This is a genomic window from Streptomyces sp. NPDC021622 (assembly GCF_040640795.1).
Taxonomy (GTDB): Bacteria; Actinomycetota; Actinomycetes; order Streptomycetales; family Streptomycetaceae; genus Streptomyces.
Map to the genome: position 1 here is coordinate 25,342 of NZ_JBFACK010000029.1, position 23,452 is coordinate 48,793.

Genomic DNA, 23,452 nt, shown 5'->3' on the forward strand with positions numbered 1-23,452 from the left:
GCTTGACCGGGCGTCGGTCGACCGGGCGTGGCTTGACGCGACTGAACTGTACTGACTAGTTCATGTGAACTCAACTGTTCAGTTCAGTTGGCTGGTAGGGTGCGACGCATGAGAAGCGAGGGAAAAGGCACGGGTCGGGGCGAGGGGCCTTCGGGGCCGCGCGCGGAACGCAAGCGCGAGGCCATCGTCCGCGCCGCCCGCTCGCTGTTCCTCCGTGACGGGTTCGGCGTCGGCATGGACGCCATCGCCGCCGAGGCGGGCGTGTCCAAGGTGACCGTCTACAACCACTTCGGCAACAAGGAAGCGCTGTTCACCGCGGTCATCGCGGGCGCGCTCGACGAACCCCTCGCAGCGTCCTCATCGGTGGCCGCCCTTGACGGCCTCACCGCGGCGGACGACCTGCGCGGGGCGTTCCTGAACGCCGCCCGGATCTGGGTCGACGCGGTCCGCGACGACCAGGAGATGAAGGCGCTGCGCCAACTGGTCGCCAGGGAGATCCACCGCTTCCCCACACTGGGCACGGCATGGGAGCACCACGGCCCGGAGGGGCATCACCCCGCGATCGCGGGCGCGTTGCGCGAACTGGCCGACCAGGGCCGCCTCGTCGTCCCGGACATGGAGGCCGCGGTCATCCAGCTGTACTCCCTGCTGGTCTTCCCGCACCTCGTCTTCGGCTCGTACGGCACCGACATCAGCGACGATCTGACGGAGCGCCTGATCGTCGCCGGCGTCGACATGTTCCTGGGGTGCTACGGCGCCGATTAGCGCCCGAGTTACGCCACCTGAAACCCATCCGAAACCACCCCAACGTCCCGCCTGCCTACACTCCGGCCCATGGCGCGGATTCTGCCCTTCCAGTCCCGGCGGCTTCCCACCGACGACGAGGGCGGGGGCACACTGCGGTTCCGTACGGTGCACGGCTACCGGCGTGCGTACCGCATCGCGGGTGAGGGGCCCGCGATCCTGCTGATCCACGGCATCGGTGCGTCGTCGGTGACCTGGTCGCCGCTGATCGCCCAACTGGCCCGCACGCACACGGTCATCGCCCCGGACCTGCTCGGTCACGGCGCGTCCGAGAAACCGCGCGCCGACTACTCCGTGGCGGCGTACGCCAACGGAATCCGCGATCTGCTCGGCGTACTCGGCATCGAGCGGGTCACGCTCGTCGGGCACTCGTTCGGCGGTGGCGTCGCGATGCAGTTCGCCTACCAGTTTCCCGAGCGGGTCGAGCGGCTCGTCCTGGTCAGTACGGGAGGCGTGGGGCCACAGGTCAGCCCCGTGCTGCGGGGGGTCTCGCTGCCCGGCGCCGCGCTGCTCCTCTCCCTGCTCGAACTGCCCGGCGCCGACCTGCCCGTGCGGGCTGTCGTCGGGCTGCTGCGGCTCCTCGACACCGGGCTCGGGCAGGACGCGCCCGAACTGATGGGCCTGGTCGAGGCGTTGCCGGACGTCTGGGCGCGGACCGCGTTCATCCGCACGCTGCGGTCGGTGGTCGACTGGCGGGGGCAGGTGGTGACGATGCTGGATCGCTGCTACCTGGCCGAGGGGATGCCGACGATGCTCGTGTGGGGCGACCGGGACAGCGTGCTGCCGGTCGACCACGCGTTCACCGCGCATCAGGCGATGCCGGGCAGCCGCCTGGAGATCTTCGGCGGTGCCGGGCACTTTCCCTTTCGCGCCGATCCGACGCGGTTCGTGGGTCTTGTGGAGGAGTTCGTCCGGGGGACGGCGCCGGCGGACTGGAGTGCGGAGCGGTGGCGGCAGTTGCTGCGGGCGGGGCGGCCGGGGGAGGAGGCGTTTGTGGGGGAGCTGGAGCGGAGGTATCGCGAAGCGAGTGAGCGCAGTGCGACGTAGGGGGCGGGGCTCTTGGACTGCCACCGTGGCTCGGTCTCCTGGGGGCTCCGCCCCCAGACCCCCGCTCCTCAAACGCCGGAGGGGCTATTCGTTGCTCTCCTCCGCCAGCACCCTCTGCGCCACCGCGAACGCGGAATTCGCCGCAGGGACCCCGCAGTAGACCGCGGTCTGCAGCAACACTGCCCCGATCTCATCGGGCGTCAGGCCGTTGCGGCGGGCCGCCCGTACATGCATGGCCAGTTCCTCGTAGTGGCCGTGTGCGACCAGCGCCGTCAGTGTGATCATGCTGCGTTCGCGGCGGGCCAGCGTGGGGTCGGTCCAGATCTCGCCCCATGCGTAGCGGGAGATGAAGTCCTGGAAGCGGGCCGTGAAGGGCGTGGTGTTCCCCTGCGCACGGTCCACGTGCGCGTCCCCCAGGACCTCCCTGCGTACCGCCATCCCGCTCGCCGCCGCCCCGCCGAAGTGCCCCCGCAGCGCGGCGATCACCGCGTCGGGGCGTTCCGCGGGGGCCAGATGCGAGGCCCCGGCCAGCTCGGTCAGGGACGCGCCCGGCACCGCGTCGGCGATCTCGCGCGCGTGGGCCGGCGGTGTCGCCGGATCCTCGCGCCCCGCGATGACCAGCGTGGGCGCGCCGACCTCCGCCAGCACGCCCCTCAGGTCGTACGCCGCGAGCGCGTCGCAGCACGCGGCGTACGCGTCGGGGTCGGTGTTCCGGTGGTCGTCCACCAGGCCGGGGACCGTGAACCCGGGGGTGAACCAGCGCTGTGGCGCGGTCTCCGCGAGTGCGGCGAGGCCCTCGCGGCGTACGAGTTCCGCACGCTCCTCCCACGGCGCGGACCCGCCGAAGTGCGCCGACGAGCAGATCACGGCGAGGCTCTCCACCCGCTCGGGGTGGTGCACCGCGAGATGCAGACCGACGGCGCCGCCCAGCGAGACACCCGCGTACGCGAAACGGTCGATGCCGAGCGAATCGGCGAGCGCCAGGACGAGATCCGCCAGGTCGGCGACGGTCGCCCCCGGGCCGATCAGATGGGCCGGCGACTTGCCGTGGCCGGGGAGGTCCCAGCGTACGGCCCGGTGAGCGGCGCAGAGTTCGGGCGCCACGGCGTCCCACAGGGCGGTGGAGGTGCCCAGGGACGGGCCGAGGAGGAGAGCGGGCGCGGCCGGGGCGCCCTCGATGGTGTGGTGCGGCAGCTCGGTGCTCAACGTCGCTCCAGGGCTCGGTCGGTGAGGGCGCCGGCGGAGCCGGTGTACCGGGTGGGGTCGGTGAGTTCGGCGAGGTCGATGTCCGCGAGGTCGACGCCCTTGAGCTCGGCTTCCTCGGCCAGTACGTCAGCGAGGGACCTGGCCTCGTCCCGGGTGCGGCGGGCCGCCGACGTGAGGAGTTCCTTCGCGCGCGCCCGGCCGACGAGCGGCGCAAGGTCGGCCGTCAGGCGCTCGGAGACGATCAACCCGTGGGTGAGGCCGAGGTGTTCGCGCATGGTGTCCGCGTGCACCCGGAGGTTCTCGGTGAGCTCCGCCGCGTCCCGGCTCGCCCCGCCGACCGTGCGCAGGAGGTCGCGGAGGGCCTCCCACTCCGCGTGCCAGGCGCCCGCGGGGCGTTCGTCCTCGGCGGCCATGGAGGCGAGGAGCGTGGCCGCGAGGGCGGGCGTGCGGCGCGCCGCCGCCGCGATCAGCGTGGAACGTACCGGGTTCGCCTTGTGGGGCATGGCGGAGGAGCCGCCGCCGGCACCTTCGGAGACCTCGGCGATCTCCGTACGGCCAAGGGTGAGGATGTCCACCGCCGCCTTCCCCAAGGCACCCGCGGTGAAGGCAAGGGCCGAGGCGAGGTCGGCGACGGGTGTGCGCAGCGTGTGCCAGGGCAGCCCGGGTTCGGCGAGCGACAACTGCCGGGCATAGGCCGAGACGAGCCCTGCGCTCCCGCCGTACGCCCCGAACGCCGCCAACGTCCCTGCCGCACCGCCCAGTTGCACCGGAAGCGAGGCACGCGCCGCAGCCACCCTGTCCCGTGCGTCGAGGGTCAGCGATCGCCAGCCCGCCGCCTTGAGGCCGAAGGTCGTCGGGACGGCATGCTGGGTCAGTGTGCGGCCCGGCATCACGGTGTCCCGGTGTGCTGCGGCGAGGCGGGCCAGTGCCCGTTCCGTGCGGGCCAGGTCGGCGAGGATCAGGTCGAGGGTCCGGCCCGCGATCAGCATCATCGCCGTGTCCATGATGTCCTGGCTCGTCGCGCCCCGGTGCACATACGGCGCCGCCGCTTCCGGCACCGCCGCCGTCAGGTCCGCCACCAGCGGGATCACCGGATTGCCGCCGGCACGCGCGCGGAGCGCGATGTCGCGTACGTCGAAGCGGGCGGCGTCCGCCGCGGCGCCGACCGCGGATGCCGCGTCCGCAGGGGCGAGGCCCGCCTCCGCCTGGGCGCGGGTCAGCGCCGCCTCCGCGTCAAGCATCGCCTGAAGGAAGGCCACATCCGACACCGCGGCCTCGGCGGGGGAGCCCGCTCGCCCCGGGGCGAGCAGGCCGTTGTCGTACTCCGCTGAACTCACTCGAACTCCAGGAACACCGTTTCGCCCTCGCCCTGAAGGCGGATGTCGAAACGGTACGTGCGGTGCGCCTCGGGGCGCGTGATCAGCGTCGCGCGCCGCCGCGCGTCGAGCGAACCGAGGAGCGGGTCGCCCGGCTCGTCGGTCAAGTAGGCGCGCGTGTACAGGTGGTGGAGCAGGCCGCGCGCGAAGACCGCGACCGCGATGTACGAGACACCGCCCGGCGGGAGCGTACGGATCGCCCAGTGGCCGTCCGCGTCGGTCGGCACCCGGCCGAACCCGGTGAACGCGACGCCGTCTCGGCCGATCACCTCGCCCGTGACCGGGTCGTGCCGCAGCGATCCCGGCGCTCCCGTGCGGGAGCAGTCGGGCGCGGGCTGCCAGGTCTCGATCAGGGCGTCGGGCACGGGGTTTCCCGCGCCGTCGTATACATGCCCGTGCAGGGTGATCGTGTCCGGGTGTCCTGTCGGCGCGACCTCGCCGCCCCGCGGGAAGGGCAGCGCGTAGCCGTAGAACGGGCCGACCGTCTGGGAGGGCGTCGGAGCGTACGACATCAGTGGTTGCCGCCTTCCTCGAAGAGCGTCGCGGAGGGGCCGTCGAGGACGATGTCCCAGCGGTAGCCGAGCGACCACTCGGGGGTGGAAAGATCGTGGTCATACGTCGACACCAGGCGCTGCCGTGCCGCCTCGTCCGTCACCGACCGCAGCACCGGGTCGTAGGGGAACAGCGGGTCGCCGGGGAAGTACATCTGCGTCACCAGGCGCTGCGTGAACGCCGAGCCGAAGAGCGAGAAGTGGATGTGGGCCGGGCGCCACGCGTTGACGTGGTTGCGCCACGGGTACGCGCCCGGCTTGACGGTCGTGAAGGAGTACGTTCCGTCGTCATCGGTCAGACAGCGGCCGAAGCCCGTGAAGTTCGGGTCGAGCGGGGCCGGGTGCTGGTCGAGCTGGTGGGCGTACCGCCCCGACGCGTTGGCCTGCCACAGCTCGACCAACTGGCCGCGCACCGGCCGCCCTTCGCGGTCCAGGACCCGGCCGGACACGGTGATCCGCTCACCCAGCGGCTCGCCCTGGTGCTGGCGCGTCAGATCGCGGTCGAGCGCCGTGACGTCGGTGACGCCGAACGCGGGCCCGCTCAGCTCCACCGCCTCCGGGTCGCGCAGCGGGATCAGCGGCTGCTTCGGGTGGCGCAAGTGGCTGCTGCGGTACGGGGGATAGTCGCGCGGCGGGTGGTCGGCGGGCGCCGCCGCAGCCTGCGCCTTGGCGACCTCCGCGTCTATCTCCCGCTGGCTCAGCCCGTCGGGCAGGGATTCGGTGAGGGTCATGTCTCTCGGCTCCGTGTAGACGTCACGCAGGCTCATGAGGAGATCCCTTCGGGGACGCGGACCTTGGCCGCGGTCTTGGCGGTGATCTCGTCCACGGAGACGCCGGGCGCCAACTCGGCCAGTTCCAGGCCGGTTTCGGTGACGTCCAGGACGCCGAGGTCGGTGATGATCCGGTTCACGCAGGCCTTGCCGGTCAGCGGCAGCGCGCACTCCTCAAGGATCTTGGGCGAGCCGTCCTTGGCGGTGTGGGTCATTGCCACGATCACCGTCCGCGCCCCGTGCACGAGGTCCATCGCCCCGCCGATCCCGGTGATCATCTTGCCCGGGATAGCCCAGTTGGCCAGGTCGCCGCCCGCGGAGACCTGCATCGCGCCGAGCACCGCGACGTCGATGTGACCGCCGCGGATCATCCCGAAGGAGAGCGAGGAGTCGAAGTAGGAGGCGCCCGGCAGGACCGTCACGGTCTCCTTGCCCGCGTTGATCAGGTCGGGGTCGACCTGCTCCTCCGTGGGGTAGGGGCCGACCCCCAGGATGCCGTTCTCCGACTCAAGGACCACCTCCACCCCCTCGGGCAGATGGTTGGGGATCAGCGTGGGCAGGCCGATGCCCAGGTTCACGTACTGCCCGTCGCGCAGCTCGCGCGCCGCCCGCGCGGCCATCTCTTCACGCGTCCAGGCCATCAGTTGCTCACCGTCCCTCGTGCCGGAGGCGCGGAAACCGTGCGTCGTTCGATGCCCTTGTCGGCGGCCTGTCCCGGGGTGAGCGCCACCACCCGCTGCACGAAGATCCCCGGCAGATGCACGGCGTCCGGGTCGATATCGCCCGGCTCCACCAGCTCCTCCACCTCGGCGATCGTGACCCGCCCGGCCATGGCCGCCAGGGGGTTGAAATTGCGGGTGGACTTGTTGAAGACCAGGTTTCCGTGCCGGTCGCCCTTCGCGGCCCGTACGAGTGCGAAGTCCGTGCGGATGCCGTGCTCCAGGACGTAGGAGACGCCGTCGAACTCCCGGACCTCCTTGGCGGGGGAGGCCACCGCCACGCCGCCCTGTCCGTCGTAACGCCAGGGCAGTCCGCCGTCGGCGACCTGCGTGCCGACCCCGGCGGGCGTGTAGAACGCGGGGATGCCGGTGCCCCCGGCCCGCAGCCGCTCGGCGAGCGTGCCCTGCGGGATCATCTCCACCTCCAGCTCACCGCCCAGGTACTGGCGGGCGAACTCCTTGTTGGCGCCGATGTACGACCCGGTCACGCGGGCGATCCGGCCCGCCGAGAGCAGTACCGCGAGCCCGCTGTCCATGGCGCCGCAGTTGTTGGACACCACGCTCAGGCCCGAGACGCCCCGCTCGTGCAGCGCCCGGATCAGCTCGTTCGGCACTCCGCTGAGGCCGAACCCGCCCACGGCGAGCGACGCTCCGTCTCGTGCGTCGGCCACCGCATCGGCGGCCGAGGCCACCACCTTGTCCATCCGTCGAGCCCCATCTCTTCCAGGCCTGCGCTCTTTTCCAGGCCTTCGATGTCCCGCCCATTAATCAGGGCACTGACTATTTCTACGAGGTTGAACTTACGCTGCCACTCGTTCCCTAAGCCGTCAAGGGCGAGTATTGTTCAGTGCACCCACGGAAAACGGAGGCACTCATGGCCGCGGTGGACCTGACCACCCACCCCGGGCACCTGGCCCGGCGTCTGCAGCAGGCGCATTACCTGCTGTGGAACACGATGGTCTCCGAGGAGATCACCTCTCCGCAGTTCGCCGTCCTGAACGCGCTGATCGCGGAGCCCGGCCTCGACCAGCGCACCGTCGGTGAGCGGGTCGGCCTCGACCGCTCCACCATCGCGGAGGTCATCAGCCGGCTCATCCGCCGCGAGCTGCTCGACAAGGTGCGCGATCCGCAGGACGGCCGCCGCTATCTGCTGCACCTCACCGACGAGGGCAAGCGCACACACCGCAAGCTGACCGTGCGGACGGCCCGGATGAACCAGGTCTTCCTCGGCCCGCTCTCCGCCGACGAGCAGACCGTGTTCTTCGATCTGATCCAGCGGGTGTCGGACGCGGCGGAGGGCCTCCGCCATCCCGGGGAGCCCCTCGCCGCAGGCAAGGCCTGACGTCAGGCCTTCGCGTACACCACCCAGACCTGACCCTTCGCGAACGGCAGCGGTTCGCCGTCCGGCGTGGTGAACTCCGTGCCGTCCTCCGCGTCGGGCCGCTCCCAGCGCGCCTCGTAGGCGCGGCCGTCCCGCAGGACCTGCGCCTTGCCGGAGCCGACGGTCTCGGTGAACGGGGTGTTGTTCCCCGAGCGGTCCTGGAAGCGGGACTCCCGGACCTTCGTGTACTGCACGACGACGGTCGACGCAGCCAGGCCCTTGCCGTCGGACGTGATGGCCCGCTCCCCGTCCATGGCGATCAGCCAGCGCTCCTGCTCGGTCGACCAGGTGAAGGTGAACCGTGCCGCAGGGAAGCGGACGGTGCGCTCCTGCTCCGGGGTGCCGCCGGCCTTCGGGCGCGGCCCGAAGACGAAGCCCGTGCTCGACAGGCCGTCGCCGTCGCCCTGCTCCAGGCCGAGGGCTTTCGGACGTACGAAGAGATTGTGCGGCGCGGCCCTGTTGCCGTCGCGGAAATAGGCGTCGGCGGGTGCCTTGCCGGGCGTCAGGCCACGCAGCGGTGCGTCGGCGATCAGCGGAAGCAGCTTCGACTGCGCCCCGGAGAACGCGAGCGCCGGGTCGTCGAACTGGCGCAGCAGCTCCAGGTCCGTCTCGCGCGCGCTGCGCACCGGACCGGCGACCGACGGCAGCCGCTCCGGATCGCCGTAGACGGCCATCAGCCGGCTGAGCCCCGCCTCCACCTGCTCGGCGTAGACGATGTCCGCCGCGTCGAGCCCGGTCTGCGGGCGCCCGGGGCCGACGTTGTCGATCTTCACCGCGAGTACGGGGCCGCCGCCCGACCCGTCCGACGGCGCGTTCACGTCGCCTCCGGAGTCGTCCCCGAACGTGCAGGCCGGCGCGAGGGCGATGACGGCCACTGCCGCCACCGCCGCGCGCCGTATGTGTGTCCACCGTCCCATGGCGACCACCTACCCCGTCAGGCCCTTCCTTCAGCCTACGTCCGGTTCGGCCTTCGGCCTGCGTCGACGGCCTCAGCCCAGATCGAGGGCGTTCGGCAGGCCGAGCCGGTAGCGGGTGCGGTCGTGGCGCTTGAGGAGCTCGACCGCCGGAACGCGGTACAGCGGAGTCACCGTGCAGCGTTCGGCGTCCGACCCCACCCGCTCCAGGATGGCGTTCACCGCCTGGCGCGCCGAGGTGTTGGCGCCCTCCATCGTCGCCAGGTCGATCGGCACGGCCACGTAGTCGCCCGCCAGATAGAGATTGGGGATCTTCGTCTCGGCCGACGGACGGTTGTGGAAGGTGCCGACGGGGTGGATGAGCAGCTCGTCCTCGTTGGTCGGGTTCGGCGTCCCGAGGCCGTCGACGCCGGGGTCCAGGAACCACGAGTGCAGCTTGCCGTCGCTCAGGACGGTCTTGCCGGTGTCGTTGAGCGCGGCCTTGAGCTGCGCCCACACCTCCTTGGCGACCTCGTCGCGCGTGCACTGCTTGGCCGTCTTGCCGTAAAGGATCCCCGGCTTGTCCCACTCGGAGATGTCCACGGAGAGGCACTCGACGGCGACACCGTCGCCGTAGTCGGCGGGGAAGTCGCGGTCCGGCCAGTGGCCTGCCTGTGCGATGCCGGTGAGCGACCACGGCGAGTCGATGCAGTTGAAGTGGCCGTTGACGACCGGCGGGTGCTCCGTCAGATAGAACTGGATGCCCGTCATCCAGTCCGTCTCCAGCTTGTCGCAGCGCGCCAACTGGGGGTCGGCGGACTTCAGTTCGGCGCTCCACGTCCTGCGCGCGTGCTCCACCGGCATGGCCTGGACGTAGTGGTCGGCGGTGATGTCGTGCCGTACGCCGTCCGGATCCTCGACGACGGTCTTGGTGATCCGGCCGCCCGCGAACCCCAGGTCGCGTACGTTCCAGCCCATGCGGAACTCGACGCCCAGCGACTTCAGATGGGTCACCCACGGGTCGATCCACGCCTCGTTCGTCGGCGCGTTCAGGATCCGGTCGGGCGGGCCGTCCGCGCCCTGGCCGAGCGCGTTGAAGACGAAGGCCTCACCGAGCGTGCCGACGGTGCGGGTGCTCGCCTCCTCGGCCTTGGTCGCCACGATGTTGCGGGTGACGCCGATGGCGAGGATGCGCTGATAGTCCTTCGACATCTGCTCGGCGCGCACGAACTCCCACCAGGGCGTCGACTCCCAGGTGTCGTCGCGGCGCTCGTCGCAGCTGGTGAGGAAGACAAGGGCGCGGTTCACGAAGTACGCGGCCTCGTGGGCCGGCAGGTTGAACGCGGTGTCGAGCAGTGCGGTCAGCGCCCGCCTGATGTCGTCGAGGGTGAGCTGCTCCGGCTCGCTGCCCGGCCAGGGGATCGGCATCCGGATGTCCTCGCGGCCGGTGCGCGCGAACGACATCTCGCGGGGCGCGGCGAGGTTGTCCCACACGCCGTTCGCGTTCCCGGGGAACGGGATGCGGCGCATCGTGTCCGGGAGGTTGTGGTAGATCCCGGGGATGAAGCGGAACCCGTGCTCGCCGGGCAGCGGCTTGCGGTTGCCCTTCGCGCTGTTCGGTACGTCCATGCTGCGGGCCTTGCCGCCGAGCGCCCGGCGCTCGTAGACCGTGACCGTGAAGCCGCGTTCGGCCAGTTCATGGGCCGCGGTCAGGCCGGCGACACCGCCGCCGAGCACGGCGACCGACTGCCGTGCCTTCGGGGCCCGGTCGTCCGCCACCGCGGGCAGTGCCCCTATGCCGAGCGCGGCCACGCCACCCGCCGCGGCCGCCCCCGCGACGAACGTACGCCTCGTGCTGCCCTCGGCTCCCGAGCGCCCCATGTCCCGTCCCCCTTACCGTAGGTAACTCCCGTATCAGGCGCAGGAGCATACGGTCACGGGACCGTGGCGCGGAAGTCGCACGAGGCGGCGGGCGTGAATGTTGGCGCGATTGTGCCGCCGACGGTGGTCGTGGTCCGGCCGGGGCGGTCGCGCCGGGCCGTGGTGTAACGGACGTATGGCCGCCGTACGAAACGTGCGTTGCCGGAAAGCCCGGCCGCGGCAAGAGACTTGACCCTCTCTCGGCGCCGTGGCTAGTTTCGACGCCATGCGAATATCCCGGCGGTTCAAGCAGCGGCGTGCTGTCGATCTGATGCGCGTCTCCGCCGCGCTGTGTAGCTGACGTCCGGAACGTCTTCTCGTAAGAAGCCACGCGAAATTCCAGCAACTCCAGGCTTCTCCTTCCGTGTACGTCCGCTCTCCCGGGAAAGAACTCATGCCCAGACACCCACGGGTGGCGCTCGCCGCTGCCCTGGCCGTTCCGCTGCTCCTGGCAGGATGCGCCGACAGCACATCGCCCACCACGACCGTCGACGCCGAGAAGGTCTCCGCCAAGATTCCGGCGAAAGTGGACCCGGACACCACCATCACCGTCGGGTCCCCGGAGATACAGATCGCCCTGAAACTCTCCGGGCAGCTCGACAAGCTTCCCTTCAAGGTGAAGTGGGCCAATGTCAGCGGCGGCCCGCAATGCTCGGAGGCATTCCGCGCGCATTCCCTCGACGTCTGCTCCGCGGCGGAAATACCCTCCATTCACGCGCACTGGACGGGGCTCGACACGAAATTGGTCGCCGCCAAATTCCGCAAGGACCCGATCGACCATCCCACCTACGAACTGGGCATCGCGCCCGGCGCCGACATCGGCACGCTGAAGGATCTGCGCGGCAAGAAGATCGCGTACAGCCCCGGCCAGGCGCAGGGCGCGCTCGTGCTGCGCATCCTCGCCAAGGCCGGGCTCGGCAAGGATGACGTGGAACTCGTCGAACTGCCGAGCACCGGCGATGTCTACCCGACGGCGCTCGGCAGCGGCCAGGTCGACGCGGCGCCGCTCGGCGGAGTCAACATCAAGCGCTATCCGGCGAAGTACGGCAAGGACGGCGCGAAGACGATCCAGCACGGGCTGCGGGACGATCCGGGGCATCTGTGGGTGCCGACCGAGTCGGTGAAGGATCCGCGGAAGGCGGCGGCCATCAGGGAATTCGTGAAGTTCTGGGCCCGCGCCGCCGCATGGGTCGACCGGCATCCCACGGAGTGGATCGAGGGCTACTACGTCAAGGACCAGGGGCTGACCCGCGAGGACGGCGAGTACCTCGTCAAGGGGGCCGGTCACCCCGACATCCCGGCGGACTGGACATCGGCGATCGCACGGCAGCAGAAGACGGTCGATCTGCTGGCGAAGGAGACCGGGAGGAAGAGCTTCGACGCGGAGGTGCTCTTCGACCGCCGGTACGAGTCGGTGGCGGCGGATGCCATCAAGGCGGGGGCGGGGTCATGAGCGCTCAGGCACCCACTGCACCCACCCTGACCAAGGCCGTCAGGCCCGCCGCCGCGCCGGTCGAGTCGCGCCGCCGTCCGCGGCGCAGGCTCGGCCCCGGCCGCCCCCTCCCGTACGGCTGGGCGCTCGGGCCCGTCCTGCTGCTCGCCCTCTGGTCGGCGGGCTCGGCCGCCGGGTTCATCGACGCCCGCAACCTCTCCGCGCCCTGGACGGTGGTGAGCACCGCCGCCGATCTGATCGCCGAGGGACGGCTCCAGTCGAACCTCGCCACATCCGCCGAACGCGCCCTGCTCGGCCTCCTGTTCGGCACGGCGGCGGGGCTCGCGCTTGCCGTCGTCGCCGGGCTCAGCAGGCTGGGCGAGGGCATCATCGACGGCCCCGTGCAGATCAAGCGGGCGATCCCTTCCCTGGCACTGATCCCGCTGCTGATCCTCTGGTTCGGCATCGGCGAGTCGATGAAGGTCATCACCATCGCGCTCGGCGTCTTCGTACCCGTCTACATCCACACCCACAACGGTCTGCGGACGATCGACGGCCGGTACGCCGAACTCGCCGAGACCGTGGGCCTCTCGCGGGCCGGGTTCCTGCGCCACGTCGTCCTGCCGGGCGCGCTGCCGGGCTTCCTGCTCGGCATGCGGTTCGCGGTCACCGGCGCGTGGCTCGCGCTCGTCGTGGTCGAGCAGGTCAACGCCACCAGCGGCATCGGCTACATGATGGAGCTGGCCCGCACCTACGGACAGACCGACATCATCATCGTCGGCCTCGTCGTGTACGGCCTCCTCGGTCTCATCTCGGATGCGCTCGTACGACTCGTGGAGCGGAGGGCGCTGTCATGGCGACGCACACTGGCGGGCTGACGGACGGGCCGACGGTCCGGATCAGCGGCCTTGTCCGCTCCTTCGGGGACCGCAAGGTGCTTGACGAGCTCGAACTCTCCATATCCGCAGGCGAGTTCGTCGCGCTCCTCGGCCGCAGCGGCTCCGGGAAGTCCACGCTGCTGCGGGCCCTCGCGGGACTCGACCACGAGGTCAACGGCAGCGGGGAGCTGTCGGCCCCCGGCGATGTGTCGGTCGTGTTCCAGGACGCGCGACTGCTGCCCTGGAAGCGTGTCCTGCCCAACGTCACCCTCGGCCTCACCGGCCCCGGAGCGCTTGACCGGGGACGCGCGGCCCTCGCCGAGGTGGGCCTCGCGGGCCGAGAGGACGCCTGGCCCGCCGACCTCTCCGGCGGCGAACAGCAGCGCGTCTCGCTGGCCCGCTCCCTGGTGCGCGAGCCCCAACTCCTCCTGGCCGACGAACCGTTCGGCGCGTTGGACGCACTCACCCGCATCCGCATGCACGCCTTGCTGCGCCGCCTCTGCGAGGCACACCGCCCCGCCGTGCTCCTGGTCACCCATGACGTAGACGAGGCCATCGCACTGGCCGACCGGGTGCTCGTCCTGGACGAGGGCCGCATCGCGGCCGACGTGCGGGTGGAGCTGCCGGCGCCACGCGTCCAGGGCAGCACGGAGTACGCGGCGCTGCGGGGGAGGCTGCTGCGGCAACTGGGCGTTGACGTTGCCGAAGGGGATTCGCCGCCTGCCGACGTGGATCCGGCTGACGGAGATGAGTTGCCTGCTGGCGCGGGTCTGGCAGAAGGCGCTCCGTCGCTCGCCGGCGGGGGCCCGGCTGGAGGTGATCTGCCGCGCGCCGACGCGGAGTTGAGCAGAGGCGAAGCGTTGATCGCTGACGTGGGCTCGGCTGAGGGTGCCCCGCCTCCTGCTGGCGCGCGCTCGGCGGAAGGTGCCCGCTCGCTCGCCGGCGGGGGCCCGGCCGAAGGCGATGCGTCGTCCGTCGGTACGGACCCGGCCGACCGAGACCCGGCGGCCGGCGGCGTGGCCCCCGGCGTCGATGCCCACGCGGCCGGCGCGCGGGCCGTAGAGGTGGGGCACGTATGAGTCGGCGGGAGCTTCACCTCAACCTCTTTGTCTATCCCGGCGGGCACCATGAAGCTGCCTGGCGGTATGACGGGTCCGAGCCCGGGCGGATCCTGGACATCCGCTTCTACCAGGATCTTGCCCGGCGCGCGGAGGCTGCCGCCTTCGACGGGATCTTCTTCGCGGACGGGCCCGCCCTCGCCGACAACGTCCGGTACGCGAGCCGCTTCCGCCTCGAACCCTTCACCTGGCTCTCCGCCATCGCCGCCGTCACCGAACGCATCGGCCTCATCGCCACCGCGTCCACCACCTACACCGAGCCCTACAACCTGGCCCGGCTCTTCGCCTCGCTCGACCACCTCAGCGGGGGACGCGCGGGCTGGAACATCGTCACCACCGGCGCCCCGCAGGCCGCGCAGAACTTCGGGCTCGACGTGCACCCCGTACACGCCGAACGGTATGACCGGGCACGGGAGTTCCTCGACGTCGTCACCAAGCTCTGGGACAGCTGGGAGGACGACGCGCTCGTCGCCGACCCCGGGAGCGGGCTGTTCGCGGACACCGAGCGGATCCACCCGATCGAGCATGTGGGCCCGCGACTCACCGTGCGCGGGCCGCTCAACACCCCGCGCACGCCGCAAGGCAGGCCCGTCTACGTCCAGGCGGGGTCGTCGGAAGACGGTCGCGCCTTCGCGGCGCGGTACGCGGAAGCCGTTTTCACCGCGCACCAGACCCTCGGCAACGGCCAGGACTTCTACGCCGATCTGAAGAAGCGGGTGGGGCAGGCCGGGCGGGACCCGGAGAAGGTGCTCGTCCTTCCCGGAATCAGCCCGTTCATCGCCTCCACGGAGTCCGCGGCACGGGCCCTGCACGACGAGTTCAACGAACTCACCCAGCCCGAGTACTCCCTGCAACTGCTGCACCGGATCCTCGGCGTCCGGCTGACCGCCGATCAGCTCGACGGGCCCGTACCCCGCGAGCTCATCGAGACCGGGGGCGAGCGCGGCAACGGGAGCAGGTTCCAGGTGATCCTCGACATCATCGAACGCGAACAGCCCACCGTGCGCGGTCTGTTGCACCGCCTCGCCGGGGCCCGCGGCCACCGGGTGATCGCGGGGACGCCCGAGCAGGTCGCCGACCAGATCCAGGAGTGGTTCGAGCAGGGCGCCGCCGACGGGTTCAACGTCATGCCGCCTTGGCTGCCGGGCGGATTCGACCTCTTCGCCGACCACGTCGTGCCGATCCTGCGGGCCCGCGGCCTGTTCCGTACGGAGTACACCGGCACGACCCTGCGCGATCATTACGGGCTGACCCGCCCGGACAGTCAGTACGCCAACCCCGCCCGCCTCAAGGAGAGTTCGTGAACGTGTTCAGATCCCGTGCCGCGCTGACCGCGCTCGGCGCCACCGCGCTGCTCGCCGTCTCCACCGCAGCGCCTTCCGTCGCCGCGACACCGACCGGCACAGGACGTGCGCCGTCCGCCGCGCTCGACTGGTACGACACGACGGCGGAGACCATCGCCACCGCCGGCGCCACGACGCAGGTCACCAACAACCGTACGTGGGCGATCAGTTGGCTGGCGGCCGCGCGGGCGACTCGTGCCGTGCCCGACGGTGTGGCGCGGGCCGACTTCCAGGACGCCGCCCTCGCCTCCGCCGTCCACGACGCGCTGGTGGCCCTCGCGCCCGCCCGCACCGAGCAGCTCGACGCGGCGCTGCGGACGACCCTGGACGCGATCCCCGATGGTGCTGCCGAGACCAAGGGTGTGGCCGCCGGATCCCGGCAGGCCGCCCTCGCCCTGAAGTCCCGCGAGGACGACGGGCTCGACCCGCAGTCGGTCAACGCCCCCTTCACCGTGCCGCCGGCCGCCCCCGGCGTCTGGCAGCCGACCCCGCCCGCGTACGCACCCGCCACCCAGTACGGTAACCGCCTCGCCAAGCCCTTCGCGCTGCGCACCGCCGACCAGTACCGGCTGCCCGCGCCGCCCGCACTGGACTCCCGGCGGTACAAGGCGGACCTCGCCGAGGTCCGCGCGTACGGCGTCAGGGAAGGCAGCAGCCGCACCGCCCGGCAGACCGAGACCGCCAACTTCTGGCTCGGCTCGTCGCTGACCCTCTACACCACGCCCCTGCGCGTCGCCGTCGACCGTGCCCCGCGCTCGTCCGCCGACCGGGCACGTCTGGTCGCGCTCTTCCACGTCGCGTCCGTCGACACGCAGATCGCCACGTCCGACAGCAAGTACGCCCACCAGCGCTGGCGCCCCGTCACCGCGATCCGCACGGGTGACATCGACCAGGACACGGGCTGGACCCCGCTGCACGACACCCCTGCCCACCCCGACTACCCGAGCGGACACAACACGTACTCGGGTGCGGCCGAAGGGGTCCTGAACGCCCTCGCGGGCCCGCACACCGCGCCGTACGAGCTGACCAGCCCCACCGCGCCGGGCGTGACCCGTACCTACACCGACTGGCACCGGCTCTCCGCCGAGAACGTGCAGGCCCGCATCTACTCCGGCATCCACACCCGGTCCGCCGACGAGGCGGGGATCCGCCTCGGCAAGCAGGTCGCGGCCGAGACACTCCGGCACGCCGACACCCTGCTGCGCCCGGCCCGCTGACCCCGCGGGGAGCGGCTACCGCAGCACATCCGCCAGGTCGTACCGGACCGGCTCCTCCAGCTGGGTGAACGTACAGCTGTCAGGGGTCCGGTCCGGCCGCCAGGTGCGGAACCGCGCCGTGTGCCGGAAGCGCTGTCCGCCCTCCATGTGGTCGTACGCCACCTCGCAGACGCGGTCGGGGCGCAGCGGCACCCAGGAGAGATCCTTCTTGCCCGACCAGCGGCTGGGGGCGCCCGGCATCCGCGACGTCTCGTGCGCGGACTCCTCCGTCCAGGCCGCCCAGGGGTGCCCTTCGGCGGACTCCATCCGCAGCGGCTCCAGCTCCTCCACAAGCTCCGCGCGCCGCTGCATGGAGAACGCGGCGCATACACCGACGTGCTGCAGGGTGCCCTCGTCGTCGTACAGACCCAGCAGGAGCGAACCGACGATGGGGCCGCTCTTGTGGAAGCGGTAGCCGGCGACGACGCAGTCCGCAGTGCGCTCGTGCTTGATCTTGAACATGAGGCGTTCGTTCTGCCGGTAGCGCAGGTCGAGCGGCTTGGCGATGACCCCGTCGAGGCCCGCGCCCTCGTACTGCTCGAACCACTGCTGCGCCAGCTCCGGGTCCGTGGTGGCGGGCGCGAGATGGACGGGCGCGGTGACCCCGTCGAGGGCCTCGGTCAGGCGGGCGCGCCGGTCGGTGAGGGGCGTGTCGAGCAGCGCCTCGTCGTCCAGGGCGAGCAGGTCGAAGGCCACGAACGAGGCCGGGGTCCGCTCGGCGAGCGTCCGCACGCGCGACTCGGCCGGGTGGATGCGCTCGGTGAGGGCATCGAAATCGAGCCGTCCGTCGCGCGCGATGACGACCTCGCCGTCCAGCACGCACCGCTCCGGGATCCGCTCCCGCAGAGCCTCGACCAACTCGGGAAAGTACCGGGTGAGGGGCTTGCCCGTCCGGCTGCCGATCTCCAGATCGTCGCCGTCACGAAAGACGATCGCCCGGAACCCGTCCCACTTGGCCTCGTACTGCATGCCCGGCGGGATCCTCGCCACGGGCTTGGCGAGCATGGGCTTGACGGGGGGCATCACCGGCAGATCCATGGCTCGATTGTGTCCCCGTGCGCCACTGCCCGCCCGGTATGCGACTTTCGCCCCCTGCGCCTAGCGTGACGGCATGGCTGGTAAAGCGGTGGAGCTCGACGCGGGCGGGCGGATGGTGCGGCTCTCCAGCCCCGACAAGATCGTCTTTCCGGAGCGGGGCTTCACCAAGCTGGACGTCGCCCAGTACTTCATCGCGGTCGGCGACGGGATCGTGCGCGCCCTGCGGGACCGGCCCACCACGCTCCAGCGCTTCCCGGAAGGCGTCACCGGCGAGTTCTTCTACCAGAAGCGCGCCCCCAAGAACCTCCCCGACTGGATCCCCACCGGCACCATCGCCTTCCCCAGCGGCCGCACCGCCGACGAGATCTGCCCCACCGAGATCGCCGCCGTCGTCTGGGCCGCGCAGTTCAACACCCTCACCTTCCACCCTTGGCCGGTACGCCGTGACAACCCCGACGACCCCGACGAACTCCGCATCGACCTCGACCCGCAGCCCGGCACCGACTACGCGGACGCGGTCCGCGCCGCGCATGAACTCCGGTCTGTCCTTGATGAGTTCGGGTTGCAAGGGTGGCCCAAGACGTCCGGCGGGCGTGGCATCCACGTCTTCGTGCCGATCGAGCCGCGGTGGAACTTCACCGAGGTGCGGCGTGCCGTGATCGCCTGCGGACGTGAGCTGGAGCGGCGCATGCCGGACGCGGTCACCACCGCGTGGTGGAAGGAGGAGCGGGGTGAGCGGATCTTCGTCGACTTCAACCAGACCGCCCGCGACCGCACCATCGCCTCCGCCTACTCGGTCCGCCCCCGGCCGAACGCGCCTGTCTCGGCGCCCCTGCGCTGGGACGAGATCGACGACGCCGTCCCGCAGGACTTCGACATCGCCTCGATGCCGCGCCGGTATGCCCAAGTGGGCGATGTGCACGCGGACATGGAGAAGCACGCCTTCTCGCTCGACGCACTCCTGGAACAGGCCGACCGCGACGAGCACGACCGCGGCCTCGGCGACATGCCGTACCCGCCCGAGTACCCGAAGATGCCGGGCGAGCCGAAGCGGGTGCAGCCGAGCCGGGCCAAGCACGAGGAGTGACCCGGCCATGATCTGCCGGACAGGCCGGCCATGAGCCGCCGGACAGGCCCTAGTCCGTGAAGCTCGTCAGGGTCCCGCCGAGGGACTCCCAGCCCGTGACGCTCGGCCCCCACGCCTTCCCGTCCCACCACTTGTGGTGAAGAGCGGAGTCCGTGCCCGTGAGGAACAGGTCGAGGCGGTTGGGCTCCCAGGAGACGGCCGCGGGTGGACTCGTGCAGATGCCGCCGAGGGATTCCCAGTCCTTGACGCTGGGTCCCCAAGCCGTGCCGTCCCACCACTTGTGGTGCAGCGCGGAGTCCGTGCCGACCACGAAGAGGTCGAGGCGGTCGGTGCCCCAGGACACGGCGGTGGGTGTGCCCTGGCAGATGCCGCCGAGGGATTCCCAGCCCTGCACGCTGGGTCCCCAAGCCGTGCCGTCCCACCACTTGTGATGGAGCGCGGAATCCGTGCCGACCACGAAGAGATCCAGACGGTTCTGCCCCCAGGACACGGCGGTGGGTGTGCCCTGGCAGATGCCGCCGAGGGATTCCCAGCCCTTGACGCTGGGGCCCCACGCGCTGCCGTCCCACCACTTGTGGTGCAGCGCGGAATCCGCGCCGACCACAAAGAGATCGAGTCGATTGGCGCCCCAGGACACCGCTACAGGCTTGCTCGTACAGATTCCGCCGAGGGATTCCCAGCCCTTGACGCTGGGGCCCCACGCGCTGCCGTCCCACCATTTGTGGTGGAGAGCGGAGTCGGTGCCGACGACAAAGAGATCGAGGCGGTCGGGCCCCCAGGAAACCGCTTCGGGCGCACTGGTGCAGATTCCGCCGAGGGATTCCCAACTTGTGACGCCGGGCCCCCAAGCCGTGCCGTCCCACCACTTGTGGTGAAGCGCCGAATCCGTCCCGATGACGAACACGTCGAGGCGGTCGTGCGCCCATGCGAGGGCCGTCGGGGGACTGGTGCAGATGCCGCCGAGGGATTCCCAGTTCTTGATGCCGGGGCCCCACGCGTTGCCGTCCCACCACTTGTGGTGAAGAGCGGAGTCCGTGCCGATCCCGAACACGTCGATGCGGTCCGACTCCCACGACACCACGGGCCCGGAGGCCGGCGAAGGACCGTACAGCGCGTGCACGGCGGCGATGTCGTCCGTGCTGAGCCCCGAGCGCTGACCGATGGTGACGCCCTGCACGGACGGCACGATGGTGTCCTGGCCGTTCTTCGAGAAGGCGTCCCGCGGGTAATGCATGATCGAGCCGTAGTCGTAGGCGCCGACGTCGTCGCCGTCGGTGATGTGCTGGTCGAAGTTGTGCTCGAAGCCCTGGGTGATGTTGGCCCAGACGATCGTGACGAACGTGTCCCTGTCCTCGCGGCTCTGCTCGTGCCACAGACCGATCGCGTGCCCGATCTCGTGAATGCAGTTTCCCGTCGAACAGCCTCCTGCCAGCGTGATGTTCTGCGATCCGCCCTGCCTGCCCACGAACGAGGAACAGCCACCGCCCGGCACGAACCGGACGAAGTCGCGGAACTGCCCCTGATTGGCGGGCGTGCGCCGAACGAACCGCATCCGGGTACGGCTCTCCCAGTGCGCGATCGCGTCGGTCACCCGCTGCTGGTTCGGCAGCGCCGGGTCGATCTCGAACGGCACCAGAGCGTTGGCCCAGCGGAATTGCTTTCCGCTGATGGCGACCGCCGACTGCGGAACCTTTCCTTCGGACTCCGCCTTCAGTTCCGAAGTGCGGCGCTCCACATCCGCCACCGTACCGAGCACGATGTCGCCCTCGAAGACCGCGAGCCCGTCGATGTTCACGTACTGGACCGGCTTGGTCTGGAAAGTGGCGCCGTCGATCAGACCGGTCTTCACATCACGCGAGGACCGGAATTCACCGTGTCCCTCACCGGCAACTCGCGACTCCGAAGCAGGCATTCTGTTTCTCCCTCGCTGCTGACTTCCCGCCCCGAGGTAAAGGGCGCTATTTTGCGGAAAGTAGTGGCGGACATGGAGACCAACAAGGGCTGGGCGAGCGTATGCGCAACGTAGAAATCGCTGTCCGTCTCGTGCCGGGGGCGAAGGCGCCGCAGGGCACCGTGACCCTGCGCGCGCAGGTCGAGGAGATCACCGCCGCCGACGCGCCGGCGCGCGTCGTGTCCCGCGTGGTGGAGCGGGGCGTCGACCTCGCCGACGCCCCGCACCTCACCCTGGAGGTGCCGCCTCCCGACCCCCGGGCCCGCTACACGGTCCGTGTCCACGCCGACCTCGACGGCTCGGGTGTGGTCGCCCCCGGTGACTTCGTCTCGGTCCGCGGCAACCCGGTCCTCACCCACGGCAGCCCGGACACGGTGGCCGTGGAGGTCTCACCGACCCGGTGAATGTCTTTCCGGTACTTCTTGAGCTTCTTCAGCTTGTCCGGCGCGTCCTCGAACTGCTCCGTGAACGCGTCCGCGGTCTTGCCCGCCCACTGCAGGATCGCGTCCGACCAGCTGAAACTGCCCGACCCGACAGGGCTGGAGAGCCTTGCAGGGAGGTCAGCCGGTGCCCTCCGGGGCGAGCGCGGCGGCGATGCGGCGGCACCTCCTCAGCAGGGCCTCGTCATCGGCACAGGCATCGCGCATGATGCCGCGGGAGCCGGTGTTGTTGTGGCGGCGGGTGGCGGCCAGCTCCTCGCGTATCAGAGGGAGGGCGGGCAGGGCCTCGGCGCCCATCTCGACCAGACAGGTGGCCGTCGCCGGACGGGTGCCGGGCTTCGCCGTCCACTGGGCGAGGAACGTCGGCAGGACCTCGGCCGCCTCGGCCCGCACCTTCCAGAGCGCGATCGTCGCCTCCATCGATCCCTCATCGGTCATCAGCTCGTGTAGCCGGGGCGCGAGTTCCGTCGCCTGAGGGCCGAGCGATCCCGCGATGCGCAGTGCGAGATTCCGGTCGTACTGCTGGTCCGCGGCCAGGGCCTCGCGCAGTACGGGCAGCACGAGTCCGGTCTCGCCCGTCACCGCCCGGAGGGCGTCGGCCGCCTTCAGCCGATGGCTCGTGGTGGGGTAGCCGTCTGACACCAGATCGCGCAGATACGGCGCGACCTCGGCGGCGGCCGGCCCGTACCGGACGAGCGCCCTCAGTGCGGGCCACTGGGTCTGTGCGCCGTGGTTGTCCCGCAGGATGCGCACGATCAGGGGCAGGGAATCGGCTGCGCGCAGGCGGCCCAAGGCCGCGACGAGTCGTGAGGAGTCCGACCTTGCGTCGTTCGGACCGAGGGAGGCCAGCCTGTGCTGCAGCACCGGCGCCAGGCGCGCCGCGGCGGGGCCGATCGCCCCGACCCACCGGGACAGATCCTCGGGGATGGGGCCGCCGCTTTCCAGGACCGCAGCCAGATACGGCACGACCCGCTCATCACCTTGCAGGGCAAGCACGTTGATCGCCCCGCCGAAGAGGGAGGTCTCCCAGTCCTCCGGCTCCCACTCGTCCTCCCACTCGACGAGGGCCGCCTCCAGCACATCCGCCATGAAACGGGCGATGGGATGCACAACCCCCAACTCCCGCAGCGCGGCCCGGGAAAGCCGCTCCTCGTGCTCCACCAGCTGCCGCGCGAGCAGCGCGACCGTGAGGTCGTTCGGCGCGCGCCAGCCGGTCAGCAGCTGTCCGCTCATCTGGACCGCCGCCATGCGCTGTCCCCAGTCGGGGCTGTACAGCTGCTCGTGGAGCAGCTCGAACCGCTGCTCCGTGGAGTCGCCGAGTGCGTCGTGCAGATCCTCGAGGAGGTCGTCGGCGAGGTCCGCGTCGATGCTCGCGCGGTGCGCGGCCTCCAGATCCCTGAGATGGGACAACATCGTGTTGGTGCGCGGCCGTTGGTCGGAGGCGGCGGCTTCCCCGGCAGCGCTGCCTCGCTCGCGTTTTGCCTCGTACGCGATCCGCATCACCTCCGTGGCGATGTCCACGCAGTCCTCCGGCAGCAGCTCGGGAGCGCACCGGGCCAGCTGTGCGAGGACCGTCAGGCGCAGCTCGGGATCGGCGGCGCCGCCGGACGAGAGCACCTCGCGCAGGCAGGCGCCGGCCTCCGCACCGAGCAGCTGTGCGTGCCGGGTGCCCAGCATGCCGATCGCCCGCACCAGGGAACGTACGACCACATCCGCCTGCTCCACGGCCATCCGCCCGCGCAGCGCTGCGAGCACCCGCGCGGGGTCGTCGTGCAGCTGGACCACCGCCTCCGGCAGCACCTCGCGCAGGCCTGGATCCGGGTCCGCGAGGAGATCCAGGAAGAACCCGGCACGTCCCCGGATCGTCGCGCTGGCGGTGAGGAAGTTCCCGACCCAGTGCGCGTCCTCCTCCTCGTCCTCGAAGAGGCCGCCGATCTCCTCCGGGTCCGGTTCCTCCTCGCCCGCGATGCTGCACAACAGGCCCACGAGGGAACCCCGGTCGGCGACCGACGCGTCGGCGACGAGGTCGAAGAGGAACGGCAGGCACGCGACGGTCGAGTCGTAGACATCGCCCTGGTGATGCACCGCGCCGTACATCCCGTCCAGGGCGATGTCCCGCTCCTCCGGGTCCGCCGACGCCAAACCCCGCAGCAGCCGCGGCACGTCCGACGCGTCGCCGTAGGCATGCACCATCGACGCCCAGTCGATGTCGTCGATCCCCGTGAAAGCCATCACTGTTCCC

At 70.9% G+C, this 23,452-nt stretch carries 20 protein-coding genes and 1 pseudogene; 10 read left to right on the forward strand and 11 right to left on the reverse strand.

The window, feature by feature from the left end:
* Positions 1–108 precede the first annotated feature (108 nt).
* Positions 109–765: a TetR/AcrR family transcriptional regulator gene (locus AB0G47_RS39110; protein WP_360780284.1), complete on the forward strand. Its 657-nt coding sequence runs from the start codon at positions 109–111 to the stop codon at positions 763–765.
* A 69-nt stretch (positions 766–834) separates the two neighbouring features.
* Positions 835–1,851, forward strand: coding sequence for an alpha/beta fold hydrolase (locus AB0G47_RS39115; RefSeq protein WP_360780287.1), 1,017 nt, complete (start codon positions 835–837; stop codon positions 1,849–1,851).
* Positions 1,852–1,935: 84 nt separating this feature from the next.
* Here AB0G47_RS39115 and pcaD read toward each other — a convergent pair whose 3' ends face one another.
* Genes pcaD through AB0G47_RS39145 form a run of 6 tightly spaced genes read right to left on the reverse strand, consistent with a single transcriptional unit; the run spans position 1,936 to position 7,177 of the window.
* Positions 1,936–3,057, reverse strand: a complete 1,122-nt coding sequence (pcaD, locus tag AB0G47_RS39120; protein WP_360780290.1) for a 3-oxoadipate enol-lactonase — start codon at positions 3,055–3,057, stop codon at positions 1,936–1,938.
* The gene (gene pcaB, locus AB0G47_RS39125) at positions 3,054–4,394 is read right to left on the reverse strand and encodes a 3-carboxy-cis,cis-muconate cycloisomerase (protein ID WP_360780293.1); all 1,341 of its coding nucleotides are present in this window, start codon (positions 4,392–4,394) and stop codon (positions 3,054–3,056) included. Before pcaB ends, pcaD begins: the two co-directional genes overlap by 4 nt.
* Positions 4,391–4,945, reverse strand: a complete 555-nt coding sequence (pcaG, locus tag AB0G47_RS39130; RefSeq protein ID WP_360780295.1) for a protocatechuate 3,4-dioxygenase subunit alpha — start codon at positions 4,943–4,945, stop codon at positions 4,391–4,393. The genes pcaB and pcaG overlap by 4 nt, the downstream gene beginning before the upstream one ends.
* Positions 4,945–5,715 (reverse strand): protocatechuate 3,4-dioxygenase subunit beta, encoded by a 771-nt coding sequence (gene pcaH / locus AB0G47_RS39135; RefSeq protein ID WP_360780408.1) that lies wholly within the window; start codon positions 5,713–5,715, stop codon positions 4,945–4,947. Before pcaH ends, pcaG begins: the two co-directional genes overlap by 1 nt.
* Before the next feature lie 32 nt (positions 5,716–5,747).
* Complete coding sequence (locus AB0G47_RS39140) at positions 5,748–6,395, reverse strand: CoA transferase subunit B (protein ID WP_360780298.1); 648 nt, start codon at positions 6,393–6,395, stop codon at positions 5,748–5,750.
* Complete coding sequence (locus AB0G47_RS39145; protein ID WP_360780301.1) at positions 6,395–7,177, reverse strand: CoA transferase subunit A; 783 nt, start codon at positions 7,175–7,177, stop codon at positions 6,395–6,397. Before AB0G47_RS39145 ends, AB0G47_RS39140 begins: the two co-directional genes overlap by 1 nt.
* Before the next feature lie 170 nt (positions 7,178–7,347).
* On the opposite strand from AB0G47_RS39145, the gene AB0G47_RS39150 reads away from it, so the two are divergent.
* Entirely contained in the window at positions 7,348–7,815 is a 468-nt protein-coding gene (locus AB0G47_RS39150; RefSeq protein WP_360780303.1) for a MarR family transcriptional regulator, read from the forward strand.
* A gap of 2 nt (positions 7,816–7,817) precedes the next feature.
* Here AB0G47_RS39150 and AB0G47_RS39155 read toward each other — a convergent pair whose 3' ends face one another.
* Both AB0G47_RS39155 and AB0G47_RS39160 read right to left on the reverse strand, forming a co-directional pair.
* Positions 7,818–8,771: a DUF3048 domain-containing protein gene (locus tag AB0G47_RS39155; RefSeq protein ID WP_360780306.1), complete on the reverse strand. Its 954-nt coding sequence runs from the start codon at positions 8,769–8,771 to the stop codon at positions 7,818–7,820.
* A gap of 72 nt (positions 8,772–8,843) precedes the next feature.
* Positions 8,844–10,628, reverse strand: coding sequence for an FAD-dependent oxidoreductase (locus tag AB0G47_RS39160; protein ID WP_360780309.1), 1,785 nt, complete (start codon positions 10,626–10,628; stop codon positions 8,844–8,846).
* A 433-nt stretch (positions 10,629–11,061) separates the two neighbouring features.
* Between AB0G47_RS39160 and AB0G47_RS39165 the strand changes: the two genes are divergently transcribed.
* From AB0G47_RS39165 to AB0G47_RS39185, 5 genes and pseudogenes are all read left to right on the forward strand, one after another.
* Positions 11,062–12,120, forward strand: coding sequence for an ABC transporter substrate-binding protein (locus tag AB0G47_RS39165; protein WP_360780312.1), 1,059 nt, complete (start codon positions 11,062–11,064; stop codon positions 12,118–12,120).
* Entirely contained in the window at positions 12,117–12,977 is an 861-nt protein-coding gene (locus tag AB0G47_RS39170) for an ABC transporter permease (RefSeq protein WP_360780314.1), read from the forward strand. The genes AB0G47_RS39165 and AB0G47_RS39170 overlap by 4 nt, the downstream gene beginning before the upstream one ends.
* Positions 12,953–13,612 (forward strand): annotated as a pseudogene (locus AB0G47_RS39175) (ABC transporter ATP-binding protein); the annotation flags it as partial. The gene AB0G47_RS39170 and the pseudogene AB0G47_RS39175, both read left to right, overlap by 25 nt.
* A gap of 440 nt (positions 13,613–14,052) precedes the next feature.
* Positions 14,053–15,399, forward strand: a complete 1,347-nt coding sequence (locus AB0G47_RS39180; protein WP_360780317.1) for an LLM class flavin-dependent oxidoreductase — start codon at positions 14,053–14,055, stop codon at positions 15,397–15,399.
* On the forward strand, positions 15,396–16,655 hold the full coding sequence (locus AB0G47_RS39185) for a vanadium-dependent haloperoxidase (RefSeq protein WP_360780320.1): 1,260 nt from the start codon (positions 15,396–15,398) through the stop codon (positions 16,653–16,655). The genes AB0G47_RS39180 and AB0G47_RS39185 overlap by 4 nt, the downstream gene beginning before the upstream one ends.
* A gap of 15 nt (positions 16,656–16,670) precedes the next feature.
* On the opposite strand, the gene AB0G47_RS39190 is transcribed toward AB0G47_RS39185, so the two are convergent.
* Positions 16,671–17,732, reverse strand: a complete 1,062-nt coding sequence (locus AB0G47_RS39190) for an ATP-dependent DNA ligase (protein WP_360780323.1) — start codon at positions 17,730–17,732, stop codon at positions 16,671–16,673.
* Between the two features lie 73 nt (positions 17,733–17,805).
* Here AB0G47_RS39190 and ligD point away from each other — a divergent pair, with 73 nt between their 5' ends.
* Positions 17,806–18,819, forward strand: a complete 1,014-nt coding sequence (gene ligD, locus AB0G47_RS39195) for a non-homologous end-joining DNA ligase (protein WP_360780326.1) — start codon at positions 17,806–17,808, stop codon at positions 18,817–18,819.
* Positions 18,820–18,868: 49 nt separating this feature from the next.
* Here the strand turns inward: ligD and legP are convergent, their stop codons facing one another.
* Entirely contained in the window at positions 18,869–20,731 is a 1,863-nt protein-coding gene (gene legP / locus AB0G47_RS39200; RefSeq protein ID WP_360780328.1) for a Dot/Icm T4SS effector Zinc-dependent metalloprotease LegP, read from the reverse strand.
* A 101-nt stretch (positions 20,732–20,832) separates the two neighbouring features.
* Between legP and AB0G47_RS39205 the strand changes: the two genes are divergently transcribed.
* On the forward strand, positions 20,833–21,174 hold the full coding sequence (locus AB0G47_RS39205) for a hypothetical protein (RefSeq protein ID WP_360780331.1): 342 nt from the start codon (positions 20,833–20,835) through the stop codon (positions 21,172–21,174).
* A gap of 156 nt (positions 21,175–21,330) precedes the next feature.
* Here the strand turns inward: AB0G47_RS39205 and AB0G47_RS39210 are convergent, their stop codons facing one another.
* Positions 21,331–23,442 carry a HEAT repeat domain-containing protein gene (locus AB0G47_RS39210; RefSeq protein ID WP_360780334.1) on the reverse strand — a complete coding sequence of 704 codons (2,112 nt, stop codon included), beginning with the start codon at positions 23,440–23,442 and terminating at the stop codon, positions 21,331–21,333.
* Between the last annotated feature and the right edge of the window lie 10 nt (positions 23,443–23,452).

What these genes read in the sequence shown, in the direction of transcription:
- AB0G47_RS39140 (WP_360780298.1), bottom strand. Translation starts at nt 6,395, where the DNA reads ATGGCCTGGACGCGTGAAGAGATGGCCGCGCGGGCGGCGCGCGAGCTG.
- AB0G47_RS39180 (WP_360780317.1), top strand. Translation starts at nt 14,053, where the DNA reads ATGAGTCGGCGGGAGCTTCACCTCAACCTCTTTGTCTATCCCGGCGGG.
- AB0G47_RS39205 (WP_360780331.1), top strand. Translation starts at nt 20,833, where the DNA reads ATGCGCAACGTAGAAATCGCTGTCCGTCTCGTGCCGGGGGCGAAGGCG.
- AB0G47_RS39150 (WP_360780303.1), top strand. Translation starts at nt 7,348, where the DNA reads ATGGCCGCGGTGGACCTGACCACCCACCCCGGGCACCTGGCCCGGCGT.
- legP (WP_360780328.1), bottom strand. Translation starts at nt 20,731, where the DNA reads ATGCCTGCTTCGGAGTCGCGAGTTGCCGGTGAGGGACACGGTGAATTC.
- ligD (WP_360780326.1), top strand. Translation starts at nt 17,806, where the DNA reads ATGGCTGGTAAAGCGGTGGAGCTCGACGCGGGCGGGCGGATGGTGCGG.
- AB0G47_RS39145 (WP_360780301.1), bottom strand. Translation starts at nt 7,177, where the DNA reads ATGGACAAGGTGGTGGCCTCGGCCGCCGATGCGGTGGCCGACGCACGA.
- AB0G47_RS39210 (WP_360780334.1), bottom strand. Translation starts at nt 23,442, where the DNA reads ATGGCTTTCACGGGGATCGACGACATCGACTGGGCGTCGATGGTGCAT.
- AB0G47_RS39115 (WP_360780287.1), top strand. Translation starts at nt 835, where the DNA reads ATGGCGCGGATTCTGCCCTTCCAGTCCCGGCGGCTTCCCACCGACGAC.
- AB0G47_RS39160 (WP_360780309.1), bottom strand. Translation starts at nt 10,628, where the DNA reads ATGGGGCGCTCGGGAGCCGAGGGCAGCACGAGGCGTACGTTCGTCGCG.
- AB0G47_RS39170 (WP_360780314.1), top strand. Translation starts at nt 12,117, where the DNA reads ATGAGCGCTCAGGCACCCACTGCACCCACCCTGACCAAGGCCGTCAGG.
- AB0G47_RS39190 (WP_360780323.1), bottom strand. Translation starts at nt 17,732, where the DNA reads ATGGATCTGCCGGTGATGCCCCCCGTCAAGCCCATGCTCGCCAAGCCC.
- pcaG (WP_360780295.1), bottom strand. Translation starts at nt 4,945, where the DNA reads ATGTCGTACGCTCCGACGCCCTCCCAGACGGTCGGCCCGTTCTACGGC.
- pcaH (WP_360780408.1), bottom strand. Translation starts at nt 5,715, where the DNA reads ATGACCCTCACCGAATCCCTGCCCGACGGGCTGAGCCAGCGGGAGATA.
- AB0G47_RS39165 (WP_360780312.1), top strand. Translation starts at nt 11,062, where the DNA reads ATGCCCAGACACCCACGGGTGGCGCTCGCCGCTGCCCTGGCCGTTCCG.
- AB0G47_RS39155 (WP_360780306.1), bottom strand. Translation starts at nt 8,771, where the DNA reads ATGGGACGGTGGACACACATACGGCGCGCGGCGGTGGCGGCAGTGGCC.
- AB0G47_RS39110 (WP_360780284.1), top strand. Translation starts at nt 109, where the DNA reads ATGAGAAGCGAGGGAAAAGGCACGGGTCGGGGCGAGGGGCCTTCGGGG.